Source organism: Mesorhizobium sp. M7A.F.Ca.CA.002.04.1.1 (assembly GCF_004022805.1).
Taxonomy (GTDB): Bacteria; Pseudomonadota; Alphaproteobacteria; order Rhizobiales; family Rhizobiaceae; genus Mesorhizobium; species Mesorhizobium ciceri.
This window is the reverse complement of the sequence record NZ_RZPL01000028.1, coordinates 1-17,129: the sequence shown is the minus strand read 5'-3', so window position 1 is coordinate 17,129 and position 17,129 is coordinate 1. Positions and strand designations below refer to the sequence as shown.

The following is a 17,129-nucleotide window of genomic DNA, read 5'->3' as shown; positions in this document are numbered from 1 at the left end:
TTCCCGCGTCGCATGCGCCTGGAAGCGATGGCTTCCGACAAACACCGCCACCTTGCCGGGCCGTTTTGCGGCCTTGGAAAACACCCAAGCGGCAGTCCGTCCGACCTTGCTGTTGTTGAGGCCGATGTAGCCCTCGCGCACGCCATCGGCGAAGTCGGATAGCAGCGAAAATACCGGGATACCTTTCGCCTTGAGCTCCTCGACTGATGCTGTGATTTTCGGGTGATCGGCCGCCACCATGGCGATCGCCTGGCAGCGGCTCCCAAGGTCCTTAAGAAGCGGGAGCAGGTCACGCGGCAAATGTGACTGCGCGAACTCGATGATCGGAAGGCCGTGGAAGGATTTAGCCATACTGACCGACTCTTCGATCTTGCGAGCGAAATCTTGGTAGAAATCGTGGGTAGGTTTTCTCAAGATGAAGCCCAGCTTGTAGTGCGGCAGGTGCTGCTGCAAGCGCTGTTTGATGAGACCGGCAGCATGATAGCCGATCGCGTGCGCGGCCGCATGGACCCGCTGGGCGGTCTCCTCTCGCACCGGAAGGCGGACGTTCAGAACCCGATCGACTGTTGCTACGCTGACTCCGGCTTCGCGGGCGAGATCGGCTATTGTGACGCGCTTTCCCCTAGCGATTCTGATCGGCCGGTCCTCCATCATCCGGTGCGCTCCCGCGACGGCTTGGGGCGGCAAGCTGAAATAGTTCCCCCACCCCGCGGATAGCGCATTCGACGAACAGCGCTCCATGCGCACCCAGATGAGTCTCCGTGAACCGTTCGTTTGCTTAGGGGCTTCATGGTGTTGTATTACTCACTGCGTTAGTACTCTATTTCCAGCGCTCTTTGGAGGCTGGCAATTCGACTGTTGTGTCAAGGCCGCTACTTACACGTCGCGCTGTTGCGATCTTGCTTGCGGGGAGCCAGTTTGATGTAACCCTAACCGCGGAAAGCGGTTTCCATCCGTGACTGGTCCAATTCGCCTTCCCAGCGAGCGACAACGAGCGATGCCACCGCATTACCGACTAAATTCGTCAGCGCGCGGCATTCCGACATGAAGCGGTCCACGCCAAGAATTAGAGCCATTCCGGCAACGGGAACACTCGGCACGACAGAGAGAGTAGCGGCCAATGTGATGAAGCCGGCGCCGGTGACGCCTGCCGCACCCTTCGAGGAAAGCATCGCAATTAGCAGCAGGAGGATCTGATCGGCAATTGACAAATCTGTGTTCGTCGCCTGGGCGATGAAGAGGGCGGCGATCGTCATGTAGATATTGGTACCGTCCAGATTGAATGAGTATCCAGTAGGGATGACGAGACTTACGACCGAACGGGCGGCGCCGGCCTTCTCCATCTTCTCCATTAGCGAGGGCAGCGCGGCCTCCGAGGAGGACGTTGCCAGGACAAGCAGCAGCTCGTCCTTGATGTAGCGGACGAGAGAAAAGATCGAGAAGCCGTTGTAGCGGCAGACCGCGCCGAGAACCCCGAACACGAAGAGGAAGGCGGTAAGATAGAACGTCGCGACCAGTATCGCGAGGTTGGCCACCGAACCGATTCCGTATTTGCCGATCGTAAAGGCCATTGCGCCGAAGGCGCCGATGGGTGCAGCCTTCATCAGAATGCCGACGAGCTTAAAAATGGGGGCGGTAAGCGCCTGGAGAAAGGTAACGACCGGCCTGCTCGTCTCTCCGGTCATCGCCAAAGCAATGCCGAACAGGACCGAGAAGAACAGGACTTGCAGGATGTCGCCTTCCGCGAAGGCACTGGCAATCGTTGACGGGATGATGTTCATCAGGAAGCTGGTCACGGACTGCTCGTGAGCCGTGGCCACATAGCCCTTAACGGCTTGGACATCGAGCGAGGCCGGATCGATGTTGAGGCCGGCGCCAGGTTGAACGATATTCGCGACAATCAGTCCGACAACGAGTGCAAGTGTCGAGAAGGTGAGGAAATAAACCATCGCCTTGGCGGCAACTCGGCCGACCTTCTGCAGATCGCTCATGCCGGCAATGCCGGTCGCAATTGTCAGGAAGATGACAGGTGCGATAATCATCTTGACGACTTTGATGAAGGCATCGCCGAGCGGCTTCAGGCTCTGGCCGGTTTCCGGATAGAGGTAGCCAATTGCGGCTCCCAGGACTATGGCGGCAAGCACCTGCACGTAGGTCCGGGCAAAATGGGGCTTGCGGGGCGCTGCGATCGCGCGGGGGACTCTTGGAACCAACACCGTTTCTCTCTCCCTGACCGGATCGGGGTGGGGGCTCCTCCTTCTCCCATGCTGCGCTCCGGTCGAGCGCTGCTGTCATCTCGGAGCAAGCGCCGTGCCAACTGGAGGCCTGTCCCGTCCAGCGAGATTGGTGCGGGTTGCGCACTGGAACCCTCCACCTTTGCCGGAATTTGCACTCAAGGCTCGCCAAAGATCGCGTCTGAAGAAGTGCTTCGCCAGAGAGGGAATTGACCAGGTCGCCTTGCGGCCGTGTCTTTGATGTCTGCCGCAGATCGACTGCCGGCCGATATCTCTGTCGTCTTGGTGACTTTGGTTTGTCAGTTTTGCGACGGAATGCGCGCAAACTGCAGGATATCCTACACGCCCATCAGAGCACGCGGTACAAGCGATTAAGCGTAGGAGCGCATTGAATCTCCGAGGTCAAAAAATCTTGAATAAGGTCCCCGTGCGAAGTGAATCCGCAACTCGTCAAAGTTCTCCACCGTTTGATCCAGCGGTCGCGTTTCCTGGCGCTGCAGGATGGCGTTATCTGATGGCTCAAGCGCTGGAACGCCCAGGAAATCCCAAACCGCTCCCAGGCATTGGGCAGGTTCGTGAAGTAGGCTCTCGTATTCCATTACAAGCAGGTTGGTCGACGTGAAGGAGTCCATAACGCGAGCGTGAAAATCGTCGGCGGCTTTGAAATAAGCCTCACAGTCGGCGATTGACAACCTGACGCTCGGTGGCCGAGCGGTATCGTTGTCCCAGCTGAACTTCAGCCAGTGACCGCTTTCCCTGGCCTGCACAAAGGATCGGAGCGATTCCAATACGTTTCGGCGAACAACAAGGATGACCTTGAGTGCTGGCCAACGAGCCAGTTCCGCAAAGAATGCGGGACGCTCGCGAAACTGAGGTTCATTGATCTTGCATCCAAGATGCGTCACATTCTTGTAGTCGCGCATAGGGCAGCGCACATAGGCAAGCTCAAGAAGCTCGCGATCCGTGCCTAGCAGGCGATCAGTGCTGGGCCAATTGGGATCATATTCGTTTAGCAACTCACCGTTACTCAAAACGGTCGGATGCTCGTTTAGCAATTCTTCTAAATAGTGTGTTCCGGTCCTTGGCATAGCAAGGATCACAAAAGGCTCAAGAGTTGCTTCGTTGTGGGTCATTGCATGTGTATCCAACTAAATAATGGCCGCGACGGTCTGTGGACGCGCACAAGAAGCTTGGCTGCTATCGATTGAACGCTCCGGGTGGGTCCGCGCCTCACCATCCAGCCTGTTCTTCGAGGTGTGGTCGCGAAGCTGGGCGGGTGCCTGCAGCGGCTGGGTGGCGCCCGGCTTCGGCGTTGTACCACTCGCGATTCCTAGCATACGCATGCCTCCGGGCCGCTGTGGGCAGTTTGCATCCGGCATTGCGGACCTCCTTCTGGTTAATGGGTGTAAGCAAGCGTCAACGCATTAGTCGTCGATGAAACAGTCCAGCCGACAGAAAAAAAGGCAATACAGCGAACATGCAAAGTGCGCCTATATGCAGCCCTACATTGTCGCCCAGGCGGCCGAGCATCACCGGACGGATTAGCTCGATAGAATTCGCCAGGGGCGAGAAGGCCGCAATCTGCTGAAACACTCCTGGCAATTGGCCGACTGGAAAAACCGCGCCCGAAAGGAACAGCATGGGTGTGATGACAAGCGTCTGATAGAAAATAAAATAGTGATAACTGGGCGCGAGCGCGATGACGAGCATGGCCAGGCTCGCAAAGGCGAATCCGGTGAGAGCGACGACCGGTAGCACGTAGAGAACCGACGTCCACGCGGCATAACCTAGCGCGGCCGCAACAATCGCAATTGTCGTACCGGCCAGAAAAGCCTTTGTGGCTGCCCAGGTCAATTCACCGAGAACGATGTCGCCGAGGGTAAGTTGTGTGTGCAGGATTGCTTCCCAAGTGCCCTGATCGCGCATTCGACCGAAAACCGCGTAAATTGTTTCGAAGGTTGATGCTGTCATCGCGCTCGTCGCAACCATGCCGGCTGCCAGAAAGGCGATGTAGGATGCACCTTCGATGCGGCCTACCAACAGTCCAAGGCCAGTGCCGAGCCCGAAAAGGTAAATCATCGGATCAGCAAGGGTGCCGAGCATTGAAGCAAATGCCACCTTCTTCCATGCCAGATGATTGCGGCGCCACACCGCCATCCAGTTCCAGGCGTTGGCGGGTAGAGCGGCCGCAAAACGTTCACCCATTGCTCACTTCTCCATCTCACGTCCGGTTAACCGCAAGAAAACGTCCTCCAGACTGGGTGGACGCTCTAGAATACGCAGACCCGCTCGACCGCGAAGCTGGATGCGCACATCCTCCGGCTCAGGCGCATAGCAAAAGAGCGTCTCGCCGCTTACCTCGACACGCTGAACGTACGGTCTGATCAGCGAAATCAGCTCCTGTGGATTACCGCCGAAGATCTCGATCACGTTGCACCCAATGTACTCGTCGATCAGCGCATGAGGACTGCCCTCGGCGATCTTGCGTCCCCGCTCGAGAACACACAGCCGATCACAAAGCCGCTCAGCCTCTTCCATGAAATGGGTGGTCAAAATGATCGTTTTTCCGCTCGCCAGCAGGAAACGAAGTCGCTCCCAGATCAGATGGCGGGCATGCGGGTCGAGGCCGGTCGTGGGCTCATCCATCACAAGCAACTGGGGGTCGTTGATCAGAGCACGTGCCAGCGTCAGGCGCCGCTTCATCCCGCCGGATAGCAGGCCGACACGTGAATCCGCCTTGCTCTCAAGGCGAGCGAACTCGAGCAGCCGTGGGATGACGGCGTTGATCTCTCTTGTACTCATGCCGAAGTAGCGCCCGAACACCAACAGGTTCTCACGTACCGTAAATTCCAGGTCGAGATTGTCGAACTGCGGGACCACGCCTATGCCCTTGCGGGCCAAGCGGCTGCGTGCCGGCACTGGTAGACCGAGGACTGTTATATCACCCGCGTCAGGCCGGGTCATACCGAGGAGCATACGCGCAATCGTGCTCTTGCCTGCGCCGTTAGGCCCCAGCAGACCGAAGCACTCTCCCGATGCAACGGTGAAGGACAGCCCGTCCACAACGAGCTTGTTTCCGAATAATTTGGTTACGCCGGTAAGGTCGATTGCTACATTGGACATGCGTCTATCTCAAGCGGAATGAGTCCGATTGGCCACCGGCAGCTTACTTGCGAATTCTGGTTCAGAGCAGGCCACCGCCTTGAGATGACACCTTTGGAAAGTCGCGGCCGGAGCGACGTGTGTATCGCTTCCGCCAAAGAATAACGTCAAGATGCCACGTGTCGCTTCCACATAGTCCCCGTTCTGACCATAGGTAACTCGACAAGCTTCACCCCGTGTCGACTGACACAACTTACTCGGTCACTCGGCGCTGCAAGGCCGTCAGACTTCACTAGCTGTGAGCGAAAGATCTGCAGTATGAAGTGACTCCGCAATTCCAGAATTGCCCGCAGCATTTGCTCCGCCAAGCGGCATCGCGCTTGTGATTTCCTTTGTGCTGCTGTTGGGCAGGGGAACACTTTTACGCGACAGCCAATCGCTATTGCTCAATGTACACAGGGCGTAAGCCTTCAAGGGGATCAACAGGAATATCCTGATTAACGCGTGCATTGAATAGCCGATGAATCGAAGCTGCCGAGTGCGGAAAGATAACACCGTAGATCTGATTATGGTCATCGTGACAATAGCCAGCACCGTCCACCAATTTACTGTATGTGAAAATAGTAACTCACCGAGCGCCGTTACTACCGCGATGCCGAGCAACAATGGGCCGAGATTCTCTCCCATCACATCCAAAGTTAGATAGCGATCCAGGCCACGCAGTAGACCTCGCGCAAGCATCGTGTCCCGGAAAGTGCTTCGTGCCCAGCGGAGTTGTTGGCGCAAATAAGGTCCCATCTTGTCCGGAACGACTGTCGCCGCGACGGCACCTGGAACGTACTCGGTTCGAAAGCCTGCTTTCAGCATGAGGATCGTAAGATGACGGTCTTCACCGAAGTCGCTTGGTTTCCCCCTGAACAGCTGCGTCTCGTATTGATCCAGCAGAGAAAGGAGACAAGACCGGCGGTACATTGCACATGGGCCGCAGCAGCACATGACCGCACCAAAGCGACCTTGCGCCGCGCGCTCCTCATTGCAAGCCAGCCAGTATTCCATATCGATCAATCGGGTCAACCAAGTGTCGCTGCGGTTGTATGCCGTCAGCTGGCCCATGGCCGCTCCGACCATGGAATCCCGCATTTTTACTGCAAGCTTCGTGATGACGTCGGACGCAAGTGTCGTGTCAGAGTCGACGCTGAGCACGAAATCTCCAGATGAGCGGCGGATGGCGGCGATCTGCGCCTTGCGTTTGCCAACATTTTCGCGGAGCAGAATGAAATTGAATCTCGGGTCGCCCTCGTAGGCGTGATGTACCGGGATGACGGCATTACGATTTCCAGAACCGTCGTCAACCAGATAGACCTGAAATGTTCCGGAGTAATCTTGATTTGCAATGGAAGCTAAACACGCCGCGAGTGTGCGCGGGTCCTCATTGTAGCAGGGGATAATGACATCCACGCTCGGCCAACGGTCGGATCCGAACAAGCTTTCCGACGGCGGCGTAACATTTTCCGGTTGGGAGTAGACCGCTTGCATGCCTCTGTAAACAGTCGAGAGCACCGCATAAGACGAAACGGCAACAGTACTGGCTGTGGTGAGAAGGTCCATAGGATCTCTGTTTGTTCAGGGATGTTGAGGAAGTGATCGGATTACAAATCCGCGGCCGTGCAATTCTGGAATTAGGCGTGACAACGCTGTCACCGTCTGGTCGCGCAGACTGGCTTGATTGCCTGGTTGCAATTCGTCGGGAGCGCACCCGTCGTGCAACAGCACGATTGCGCCCGGCCGGATATCGGCGAGCACTCTGTCGACGATGGCGTCAACGCCGGGGCGAGACCAGTCGCGTGGATCAATGGACCAATGGACGGGCGCCAATGCCTCACCCGCTAATGCAGCGATTACTTCTTCGGTCCAGATGCCATAGGGTGCACGAAAGTACCGAACCATGGCCTGCGGGCAAGCCATCCCTATGACTCTGTTTGCCTCAACTATCTGGCAGTCGACTTCGACGGACCCGCATTTAGCTAGGTCCGGATGAGTCATCGTGTGGTTGGCTATACCGTGGCCGTCTGTAATAATTCGGCGAACGAGTTCCGGCTCGTCGGCCGCGTAGGCCCCAACAACGAAGAAGGTCGCCGGCACCTGATGTTGCGCCAGCACATTGAGTATCTGCGGTGTGAAAAATGAATTGGGACCGTCGTCAAACGTCAGATAGACGCTGCGCTCTGCAATGCGATCGGCATTGTCACTCTGCCCTTCGCATATGTAGTCCAGAGGCTTCATAGTTCCGGACCGTTCCGGTCGATCAGGGTACCAGACGGCCACTCGTCCATCGAGCGTCCGATCGGCGAAACCAACACGAGTACGTCTTCCAGGCGCGTGGGCGGCAGGTCGGGATGCACATCTGGACGGGTCGACCGTACGCGAACGCCCGACACAATGTTCGCGAGGCCGGCTCTGCAGAATCTTTCGACATGGTTTCGCAGCGCGTGCCGAACCGTGCCGAAAGCGAATGGAACACCCAACTGATGGAGCACTGGGTACGCCACGCGCATCGAAAAACCGATTCCGAGCCCTTCAAGATCCGGACGAACCGCGTACAGGCCCAATTCAGCGACGATCAAGTCGACCTCGCCAACTTTGATGAAGCGCCGCAGCATGCCGATGTGAGCCGCTACCCCATGCGCGTCGTAGCCGATTGCGCGGAATTCCGGCCTCGCGCCGGCCCAACTGCGGCCGCCTTCGAATGGCTCCGCGTTGAAGGCGCCAGTCCGTCCATAGGTCTTTCGAAAAAAGTCGGAGAGTTCGACATGGTCGGCCAGTTGCAGCTCATTTTCCCAGCACAACTTCCACTCGACATTCGGACGCATGGAAGACCTCACCTTGTAGCTGTCTGGTTGAGATAAATGTCCAAGCATTGATTAAATAATTGGCGTCGCGCCAACGGGGCGTAACTTGTGGGGACCGCCGAAAGACCAAGCCGCAATGCAGATGCGACTGACTTTGTACGCCCCGCACACCAGATGATGCTCCTCAGATCCAACGCAACCATCGGAACTACCTATCTTTCCAACTTGAAGCGCTTCTATGGGACCTGCAGCAAAAACGGTAAAATCCTTTGTTTAGATGAAAGGTATCCACGCTTTGGATAACTGGGCGAATGCGTTCCATATGGCTGGTCAATTATCGTCGTCACGCTCGAGGCACTTCTGACGAAGCGCAAAGCTCACGCCCGCGGCACGCGCGGCCGTTGCCGGGCCGCGCGATTATCTCCGTAAGAGCCGAGTGGAGCTCAGACACGACGATTGATCAGAATCTGATTCGCGGGTTCAGTATCTCTTTCGTGTATCCAGCTCTGGGCTGTCCTTTGGCGGGAGTTAGGTTCGCCCAGGTTCTGAGCCTGGGGCGTTGGCCCGTTCGCCGCGCAGGCTCCTTCGCACATCGTCGAGGCCGAGAAAGAGGGGCCACACAGCTCCCCCTGTACTTTCCACCACCCGACACCAGCGCTCACCCAGGGCGCCGGCCTTGCTCACCTCAACGGATAGCGCACTCGCGCCGCTTCACGATTAAAAGAATTCTACAAGCAAGATGCCTGTTTGATCGAGAGACGTCCGCTGCCAATTCCCGCATCGCAGAGGCAGCCAATAGCGCTCGCTTTACATAGTGGTCCGGCAAGCAGCTAGATACGACAGGTGACCTCAAATGAGGCGTCTTGCATGGCTTCTACACCTGCCTGAATGCCAGAACTGCGTTCGTACCGCCCATGGCGAAGGCGTTGCTCATGGCGACGCGCACCTTGCGCTCGCGCGGCACATTGGGTGTGATGTCGAGGTCGCAAGCGGGATCTGGCTCGCGATAGTTGGCGGTCGGCGGCACGACGTCCTCTTGGATTGCCATCACGCAGGCGATCATTTCAAGCGCGCTCGCTGCGCCGAGGCAATGCGCGTGCGTGGACTTGGTGGAAGAGATGGACATCGAATAAGCGTGGTTTCCAAACACACGCTTGATCGCCGCCGTTTCAGTCTGATCATTGCTCTTGGTACCGGTGCCGTGCGCGTTGAGATAGTCGACGTCCTCGGCATTCAGCCCGGCATCGGCAAGGCAGGCGCGCATCGCCGACGCTGGCCCCTCGACAGATGGCGCGGCAATGTGGAAGGCATCGGCGGAAAGGCCGACGCCGGCGATCTCGGCAAGAATTGTGGCACCACGCCTCGTGGCATGCTCGTAGCTTTCCAGCACGGCCATGCCCGCACCCTCGCCCAGCACCAGGCCCTTCCTATCGGCGGAGAAGGGCCGGCAGGTATCGGGTGAAAGCACGCGCATTGCTTCCCATGCTTTCAGCACGCCCCATGCGAAGGGTGCGTCGCTGCCCCCGGAAACCATTACGTCGGCCCGGCCCAGCTTGATCTGGTCCACCGCCGAGGCGATCGCATGGTTGGCCGAGGCACATGCGGAGGTCACCCCGAAGACCGGCCCGCGCAAGCCGAGGCTCAAGCTAAGATGGACGGAAGCGGCGCTGGGCATCACCTTTACTCCAGTGAAGAGTTCAGCACGGATTGCGCTACCCAAAAGCAGTGAGCGGTAAGTTTGTTCTGTTGCGTACGAACCGGTAAATCCGACGCCCACTGTCGCGCCGAAGCGATGGGCATTCCCCTCGTCGCAGGAAAGTCCGGCCTGCCGCATGGCTTCGCGCGCTGCAAGCACGGCGAGCAAGCTGAAGCGGTCCATGGAGATGAGATGCCCCCGGTTGATGTCGTGCTGGGGCAGCGCCTTGATCTCAGCGCCGGTCATGCCCTCCAGGTCATGAAGCTCGGAATTGGCGATCGGGCCGATGGCGGAGCGGCCTTCGCGCATCTCTTTCCACATAGAGGCGGCCTCGGTGCCCAGTCCGCACAGGCCGCCCACTCCGGTGATAACGACGCGCCTGTCCATTCAAGCCTCCTTCGCAAGCAAGCCGCGGACGGCTTCCACGACGTCGCCGACATTCTTGAGATTGGACCAGGCATCGGCCGTGTTCATGTCGATCTTGATGCCGTAGGCCTGCTCCACATCCCAGAGGACGTCCGCCAAACCCAGCGAATCGAACCCGAGCGCGTCCAGTTCCGTGGCGATTGTTATCTCGCCGACGAATGACGCAGGCATTCCCTCACCGCTCTCCGACTCGGCGCGTTTCTTGATCAGGGCAATGACGTCCGTTGCGAATTGATCGGCCATTCTGTTTCCTGTCTTTCTTTCCCGCGTTTCGACCTGGACGCGGCTCAGTTCCTGAGGCGCGCCGCGTCGCGAAAGCCATCACGCTTGGGCAACTGACAAAACCCAATGCTCATAAAGCCGGATCAGGTCCGGCCGGTGTGTGGCGTAGGTGCAGTATGACGATGTGAGCCGCTACACGTGCGCGTCTCCCGGTCTGTCCATAGGCTCGGAAGAAGTCGGACAGTTTGACATGGCCGGTCAGTTGCAACTCCCTTTCCCAGCACTCCACTGCCCGGTAGAGCGCATGAAAAATCTCCTTTCGGGCGGTTTCTTAAGACGCTCGCCACGCCATGAGGCAGTGGGGGCATCGGTGTCCATCAGGTGCTTCTGCCCATGCAGGATTCCAGAACATTGATGAAATCGTTTGTTTCGATGAAAGGCATCCACACTTTGGATGGTTGACCACGCTTTTCAAAGATCGTGAACTACATCTCCTCGTTGTGCTCGACGCACTCCGGACAAGTAACCTCATGGGCGCGGCATGCAGGATTAACCGAGCCCAGCCGGTCATGAGTGCGGCCTTGCCGGGTCGGGCGATAGGCAGTCATGCCCTGCCCTTCCTGCGGGTCAAGCACTCCGAAAAAACATTTCCCCCATAAATGCTAGATCTTCCGTTGCCTTTTCGCGTCACAGGCCGTCAAACGCCCGGCCGTTCACAACAGTGATCCGGCAAGTGTTTGGCTGCGCGAGACGATGCTGCAGGGAGTCGTCCTGCATGGCACTTCGCTATGATGCTGCGGTGCCGTCTAACGGCGCCTCGTGCTTGAACGCACTGAACGGCCACCGCGATCAAAATCGATGGTTCGAGGACCGTTGATCATCACCCCGCCAGCCTCGATCTTGTTTGCCGCCACGAGAGCGACACAGAGACTGCTGGTGAAGATGCCCGCCTGCCCGCTATGTTCCGGATGGTTGACCATCCCGGATGGACCCATCGAGGGTGTCAAGGCGAGCATGAGCACAGGCGCGAACAGTTCACGGGCAGGCGCGACGGTGGCCGCAAAGCAACGTCGCGCCAGCATGCGATCTCAGCAGGATCGGCACCATCCTGTCAGGGAGCAATGCGAGTGGCTGGCTTAGCCGCTGCGACGCTGCCCGGCATCGCGTTCAATTGATCTGGCGCCTTAAATGCAGGAAGGCTTCGCGGCCGGTACGAGGCGCATCCCTCCTCCGAAGCAGCACGCCCAAGTATCATCACAAGCCCCGAGCGCCCGCGTTCGGCGATGTCCAATTTCCGACAATGTCGGAATACAGTCAGATCTGCTGGATTGACTTTAAATGGTTTTCTCATTTGGCACAGCGCATGCTGGTTATCCGGAAACACGTGACCGACCAACAAGAAGTCGCATGACACAACCGAAGCCATCCATGTCTGACGGGCTGCCCAGGATACCTACTGCGACCGCGCTTGCCCGGTGACGACCGCTCCGGCTCCGCCCGTTACCGACGAGGCAAAGTGACGGATTTCCTGCGTTTCAACGACATGGAGGTGGTTGTCATTCCCGCTGGGGGACAGACTCGGCCTGTTCAAGGCATTGCGCGAAGGCGGCAAGATGACGGCCACCCGTGCGCGAACTCAAGGAGCGCAGCCTGTATCGTGTATCAGGCAAATAGGCCGTCGGTCAGTGACCTTGACACAGGGGACATGCGCAAGGTCCTGAAGTTTGATGCAGCGATAGAAGGGTGCCAATGACAACAATAGCTTACAGGAACGGAACCATGGCTGGCGACGGCCGAGCCTTGGGTTTTGACTCAGTATCCGTCGGTGAGAAAACGAAGGTGTTTCGCTTATGCGACGGCACACTCATCGGCGTTTCCTCTTCGTCCTTGGGTATTCCAAAGGCCGTTCGAGACTGGGTTGAGAAGGGCATGGATGTTTCTGATATTCCTGTGCCGCGCAACGACGACAATTTTGAATTTGAGGCGCTGATAGTGCGCAAAAATGGGGAAGCCGTATTGTTGGACGGCAATTGGCTGCCAAGTGATCCCGTGAAAGGTGAATATTATGCCATCGGGAGCGGCAAGCAGTATGCTTTGGCCGCGCTGGTTTTGGGCAAGTCAGCTAAGGAAAGCGTCGAAGTTGCCGCGAAACTCGACGTTTGGACTGGTGGCACAGTCACTGCCATAACTCACTAAACCCGCCTTTCGGCGGGAGTGTGACAGTGCGAGCGTGGAAGTAGGGCGCCACCCCGGGGCACGTCGAGCCCTGTCATGTGAGCTGGTCCATAAGCGCGCGAAAGCGTCCAGTTGTGGCCAAAAGCACGATTTGCGACAGAACCGGCCCGCTTCTATGAGTATGGGCCGCTTTTTGCGGCCAGCGTGCTTGCCATCCTGCCGCCAGTGGCCGTCGCCTTCTTCTTCCAAGGTTACCTCGTCATGAAGTAGAGCACCACGATCTTGTCGGAGAGATCGGAAGGCGGACGGCCCTTCCGTCCGCGTCGGCCAGTTCGAAAGGCGGCGCGGCCTGCTCGTCGATCGCCTGGAAGAACCTCTCCGCGCTGTCCCTCATCTTGTCGAGATCGGCGCCCGGATGGTGGGCCAGCGCGGAGGTCCCGAGGATCAGCGCCAGAAATTGAATCGCAAGCGACGGTTTCGCTTTCATGGACAATGCATTCCGGTTGGGGGCGTTCGAGGGCTCCGCGGCTAGGATTGGTCTCACTGTGTCTGCTCCCGCTCCCGGCGGCTCATCTGCCTGATAGGCGCGTTCCCGCTCGGGCCATGTGCTTTTGATGAAGGCCAGAACGGCCCGGATCTCCTCGTCGGTGAGGACATTCCCGAAGCCCGGCATGTCGCTCTGGTAGCCGCCGCCGACGACCGCGGCCGGTCCCGGCGCCGGCATGCGTCCCGAAGGCAGCGGGCTTTCCAATCGCGCTGACCTTCGCCTGGCTAAAACCGTCTTGCCTAGCGCTATCGCCGCGGCCGGGGCGCGGCCATCCGGTTGGCGAGCCAAGGCAATGTCCAGACCAATCCGAGGCCTGCCGCGGCCACGCATCGATAAGAGGACCGACGCCCTTCTCCTTTGCCGCCGCTGGAGAACAGGTATTTGATCAGCGCGGCCGTCCCGAGGACGAGCACGACGACGACAAGCAGCCACACCAGGCCCGTGCCGAACATCATCATGCCGCTCATGCATTCCATCATCGAAGCCTCCTATTCCGTGGCGTAGATGCCGCCGGTCGCGTCAGACTTTCGGATTTCGAGAATCTCGAAGGGCGCTTCCTTCGTGCCACTCATGCCGGGGGAGCCCATCGGCATGCCGGGCAGCGTCATGCCCTTTGATGTCGGGCCGCTCGGTCAAGAGCTTGTTGACCGTGCCGACCGGCACATGGCCGCTCACCACATAGCCGTCGATGAACGAGAGAAGGCAGCCATCGGCTTCCGGCGGAATGCCCTCTTCGCGGCTCATGGCGAAAAGGTCGTGAGTCGGCCTTGACGGTGATTCCTGGAAGGCCGATTCCAAGGCGAGCTGGCTTGAAGGCCGCGGTCCGGATGGTCGACTAGGCAGCTTGGTTCCACGATCGCAATGCTTGATCGCTTCATTGCAGGCCATGGGCTCTCGCCCCCTCCTTTTGCCACACGAGGCGCCAGCTCACGTGTTGTTGTTGGCGTGCGCCCCGGCAACCGCTTTCACCAGCCGCTCCAGCGATCCCGCGCGCTCCAGCTCCGCAAAGAATGATGCGGCGTGACGCTACCCAGCCGGTGCTTCTCGGCCTTCCAATTAAACTGTCTCGACGAAAGAGCCGTCTCCGTTGCTCCGGTCTCGGTGTTGAGTTCTCTAAGGCTGCGCCACACCTTGGTCCCCACGCCGGCAAATGATCTCACTATGCAGCCCGTGCTCGCACGCTCTCAAACTAATTACCGCTGCTGCAACACGCCGCCTGGCGGCCTGCACCGAAAAGCCGACAGGGGTGCATCTGAATAGCCGTGAACCCAGGTCTCAAAGACCATCCGGCGCGACGAGCGGACGCACCGCACGTGTGACACCCGCCTTGTGGGGCAGGGTTGCCTTTCTCAATCCCGGCGTTGGTCGGCGTCCCAATGAGCAGCAAGCTATTATCGGCCGCCGAATCTTAGTGGCTTCGTCGAGAGCCTCAATCAACCAAGCGGCGAAAGCCCCGCTAGAGTCTCCGCCCGCCTGTCGCTATGAAGCAGTTGCAGCCAGCGCTGCTTCAGGCGCATGAACTCGCCCGATGCAATGATTTCCGTCGCCCTGGGTCTTTCGAAGGGCACTGTTTCTATTCCCTTCTTCTTCGGCGCGCGGCTTGATGCCGACATACGGTTTCTTGACCTGCCGCCTGAACTGGCTGCCGAAGCGGGTGCCCCGCCAGCGACCCCGACAATCCCCTGTTCCGCAACTGCTGAAGAGCCGACTGCGCTCGCATCCCGATATTGCGCAACGGCACTATGCCGACATTCTGGAGACCGCAGCCGCATGAGCCTCGAGATGTTCCGCCGACCGTCGACAAAGGCGTCCTCTCGCCTGCGTCCGCCATTTGTCAGTGCTCGATCTGATTGGGGAGACGCCGGTCGTCGAACTGAAGAGATTCGATACCGGCAGGTGTCGTCGCTTCGTCAAGATCGAAAGCCAGAATCCCGGCGGATCGATCAAGGATCGCATTGCGTTGTCGATGATCGTTAATGCCGAACAGCGTGGCACGCGCGGGGCGGTACAATCATCGAAGCGACCGCTGGCAACACAGGGCTCGGCCTGGCCATCTGGCGGCACGAAGCGCGTGATCGCGTGTCCAAAAGCTGACAGCGTCAGACAAATGTCAGGTTCATTACAACCAACATCTGGGCACTGACGAGGTTTTTCGAAGCAATGGGCGCTAACTGCGCGCTGAGCGCGTTGGCATGGCTTTTGAGACTGAGTGACTGTGACTGCACTCAATGGGGCAAGACGAGCGATGCGCTCCTCCCTGAACCCGTGTGCCGTCTCTGAGAGGAAACCAGCTCGTGCAGAAACCTTTGGAAATAGCTTTGGACCGCAACGTGGTATTGCAGATGGAGTCCCCGGCTCCTTCGATTAGAGTCGAGAACTGGCTGCATGGCGAGCCCCTCACGAGCTTTGAGCCCGGCAAGTGTACATAGTCGAATTTTGGGCAACTTGGTGCGGCCCATGTGTGGACGGGATGCCCCATCTGATCCAGCTGCAGGGCGTCGCCAGGCGCACCATCTGGACAGCAGGAACTGGACTATGGGCAAGGTAACAGGCTTTCTCGAAATCGACCGGCAGGTGCACAAGTACCAGCCGGCCTCCGACCGCATCCGGCATTTCCGCGAATTCACGCTGCCGATGTCCGACAAAGAGGTCGAGAAACAGGCCGCGCGCTGCATGGATTGCGGCATTCCGTTCTGCCATGGGCCGACGGGCTGCCCGATCCACAACCAGATCCCGGACTGGAACGACCTCGTCTACAATGGCGACTGGGACAATGCGATCCGCAACCTGCATTCGACCAACAATTTCCCGGAGTTCACCGGCCGCATCTGCCCCGCACCTTGCGAGGAAGCCTGCACGCTGAACCTCGAGGACATCCCCGTCGCCATCAAGACGGTCGAGCAGGCGATCGCCGACAAGGCTTACGAGACCGGCCATATCAGGCCCTATCCGCCGGAGAAGAAGACCGGCAAGCGCGTCGCCGTCATCGGCTCCGGCCCGGCCGGCATGTCGGCTGCCCAGCAGCTCGGCCGCGCCGGCCACGACGTCCATGTCTATGAGCGCGAGAGCCGGCCCGGCGGGTTGATGCGTTACGGCATTCCCGACTTCAAGATCGAGAAGCACTATATCGACCGGCGCATCGAGCAGATGCAGGGCGAGGGCGTGACCTTCCATTGCGGCGTCAATGTCGGCGTCGACAAGCCGGTTGCCGAGCTGCTCGCCGAACATGATGCCGTGCTTTATTGCGGCGGTTCCGAAACGCCGCGCGCGGCCGGTATTCCCGGCGACGATCTCGGCGGCGTGCATGACGCGATGCCCTATCTGGTGCAGCAGAACAGGCGGGTCGGCGGCGAACCGATCCAGTCGGTGGCGTGGCCCTCGCATCCCATCATCGCCGGCGGCCAGCATGTCGTCGTCGTCGGCGGCGGCGATACCGCGTCCGACTGCGTCGGCACGGCCTTCCGCCAGGGCGCGGTGCGCGTCACACAGCTCGACATCCGCCCACAGCCGCCGGAGAAGGAAGACAAGCTTTCGGTCTGGCCCTACTGGGCGACGAAGATGCGCACCTCGTCCTCGCAGGCCGAAGGCGCCGAGCGCGAATTCCAGGTGGCGACGCTCGAATTCATCGGCGAGGAAGGCCAGCTGACCGGCGTCAAGTGCTGCGAGGTCGACGACAAGCGCAAGCCGATCGCCGGTACCGAATTCGTCATTCGTGCCGATCTCGCTTTCATCGCCATCGGCTTTGCCGGGCCGGCCGCGGCCGGTGTGGCGAGGGAATTGGAGGGTGAGATGAAGATCGCCACCGACAGCCGCCGCTCGCGCAATGTCGAGGCCAATGACCGCGACTACAAGACCAGCGTCGACAGGCTCTATGCGGC

General features: G+C 59.1%; 14 protein-coding genes and 4 pseudogenes. 5 read left to right on the top strand and 13 right to left on the bottom strand.

What is annotated here, in order from left to right; translation table 11 throughout:
* From ENZ75_RS03015 to ENZ75_RS02970, 10 genes are all read right to left on the bottom strand, one after another.
* Window positions 1-654, bottom strand: a 654-nt coding sequence (locus tag ENZ75_RS03015; protein WP_164887715.1) for a LacI family DNA-binding transcriptional regulator, incomplete at its 3' end; no start/stop codon positions are given.
* Between the two features lie 275 nt (window positions 655-929).
* The gene (locus tag ENZ75_RS03010; protein ID WP_210326678.1) at window positions 930-2,213 is read right to left on the bottom strand and encodes a dicarboxylate/amino acid:cation symporter; all 1,284 of its coding nucleotides are present in this window, start codon (window positions 2,211-2,213) and stop codon (window positions 930-932) included.
* Window positions 2,214-2,605: 392 nt separating this feature from the next.
* Entirely contained in the window at window positions 2,606-3,367 is a 762-nt protein-coding gene (locus ENZ75_RS03005) for a sulfotransferase domain-containing protein (protein WP_063169397.1), read from the bottom strand.
* A gap of 283 nt (window positions 3,368-3,650) precedes the next feature.
* Window positions 3,651-4,439 (bottom strand): ABC transporter permease, encoded by a 789-nt coding sequence (locus ENZ75_RS03000; protein ID WP_063169398.1) that lies wholly within the window; start codon window positions 4,437-4,439, stop codon window positions 3,651-3,653.
* 3 nt (window positions 4,440-4,442) lie between these two features.
* Complete coding sequence (gene nodI / locus ENZ75_RS02995) at window positions 4,443-5,357, bottom strand: nodulation factor ABC transporter ATP-binding protein NodI (RefSeq protein WP_024505873.1); 915 nt, start codon at window positions 5,355-5,357, stop codon at window positions 4,443-4,445.
* Window positions 5,358-5,618: 261 nt separating this feature from the next.
* Window positions 5,619-6,944, bottom strand: coding sequence for a chitooligosaccharide synthase NodC (gene nodC, locus ENZ75_RS02990; protein ID WP_063169399.1), 1,326 nt, complete (start codon window positions 6,942-6,944; stop codon window positions 5,619-5,621).
* A gap of 15 nt (window positions 6,945-6,959) precedes the next feature.
* Window positions 6,960-7,619 carry a chitooligosaccharide deacetylase NodB gene (gene nodB / locus ENZ75_RS02985; protein ID WP_063169400.1) on the bottom strand — a complete coding sequence of 220 codons (660 nt, stop codon included), beginning with the start codon at window positions 7,617-7,619 and terminating at the stop codon, window positions 6,960-6,962.
* Window positions 7,616-8,206 (bottom strand): NodA family N-acyltransferase, encoded by a 591-nt coding sequence (locus tag ENZ75_RS02980; protein WP_063169401.1) that lies wholly within the window; start codon window positions 8,204-8,206, stop codon window positions 7,616-7,618. Before ENZ75_RS02980 ends, nodB begins: the two co-directional genes overlap by 4 nt.
* A gap of 853 nt (window positions 8,207-9,059) precedes the next feature.
* Window positions 9,060-10,268, bottom strand: coding sequence for a beta-ketoacyl-[acyl-carrier-protein] synthase family protein (locus ENZ75_RS02975; RefSeq protein WP_063169402.1), 1,209 nt, complete (start codon window positions 10,266-10,268; stop codon window positions 9,060-9,062).
* Entirely contained in the window at window positions 10,269-10,550 is a 282-nt protein-coding gene (locus ENZ75_RS02970; RefSeq protein WP_029356603.1) for an acyl carrier protein, read from the bottom strand. It lies immediately after the preceding gene.
* Between the two features lie 1,758 nt (window positions 10,551-12,308).
* Here ENZ75_RS02970 and ENZ75_RS02965 point away from each other — a divergent pair.
* Window positions 12,309-12,725, top strand: coding sequence for a hypothetical protein (locus tag ENZ75_RS02965; RefSeq protein WP_063169404.1), 417 nt, complete (start codon window positions 12,309-12,311; stop codon window positions 12,723-12,725).
* A gap of 238 nt (window positions 12,726-12,963) precedes the next feature.
* Here ENZ75_RS02965 and ENZ75_RS35705 read toward each other — a convergent pair whose 3' ends face one another.
* From ENZ75_RS35705 to ENZ75_RS02950, 3 genes and pseudogenes are all read right to left on the bottom strand, one after another.
* The gene (locus tag ENZ75_RS35705; protein WP_244514239.1) at window positions 12,964-13,455 is read right to left on the bottom strand and encodes a cytochrome c; all 492 of its coding nucleotides are present in this window, start codon (window positions 13,453-13,455) and stop codon (window positions 12,964-12,966) included.
* 41 nt (window positions 13,456-13,496) lie between these two features.
* Window positions 13,497-13,730 carry a hypothetical protein gene (locus ENZ75_RS34925; RefSeq protein ID WP_127312611.1) on the bottom strand — a complete coding sequence of 78 codons (234 nt, stop codon included), beginning with the start codon at window positions 13,728-13,730 and terminating at the stop codon, window positions 13,497-13,499.
* 9 nt (window positions 13,731-13,739) lie between these two features.
* A pseudogene (locus ENZ75_RS02950) lies at window positions 13,740-14,019 on the bottom strand (DUF411 domain-containing protein); the annotation flags it as partial.
* A gap of 801 nt (window positions 14,020-14,820) precedes the next feature.
* On the opposite strand from ENZ75_RS02950, the pseudogene ENZ75_RS34920 reads away from it, so the two are divergent.
* The 4 genes and pseudogenes from ENZ75_RS34920 to ENZ75_RS02930 form a co-directional block, all read left to right on the top strand.
* Window positions 14,821-15,025, top strand: a pseudogene (locus ENZ75_RS34920) (isopenicillin N synthase family oxygenase); the annotation flags it as partial.
* Between the two features lie 8 nt (window positions 15,026-15,033).
* Window positions 15,034-15,303, top strand: a pseudogene (locus tag ENZ75_RS02940) (pyridoxal-phosphate dependent enzyme); the annotation flags it as partial.
* 278 nt (window positions 15,304-15,581) lie between these two features.
* A pseudogene (locus ENZ75_RS02935) lies at window positions 15,582-15,745 on the top strand (thioredoxin domain-containing protein); the annotation flags it as partial.
* A 41-nt stretch (window positions 15,746-15,786) separates the two neighbouring features.
* The coding region (locus ENZ75_RS02930) for a glutamate synthase subunit beta (protein ID WP_164887714.1) at window positions 15,787-17,129 on the top strand (1,343 nt) is incomplete at its 3' end.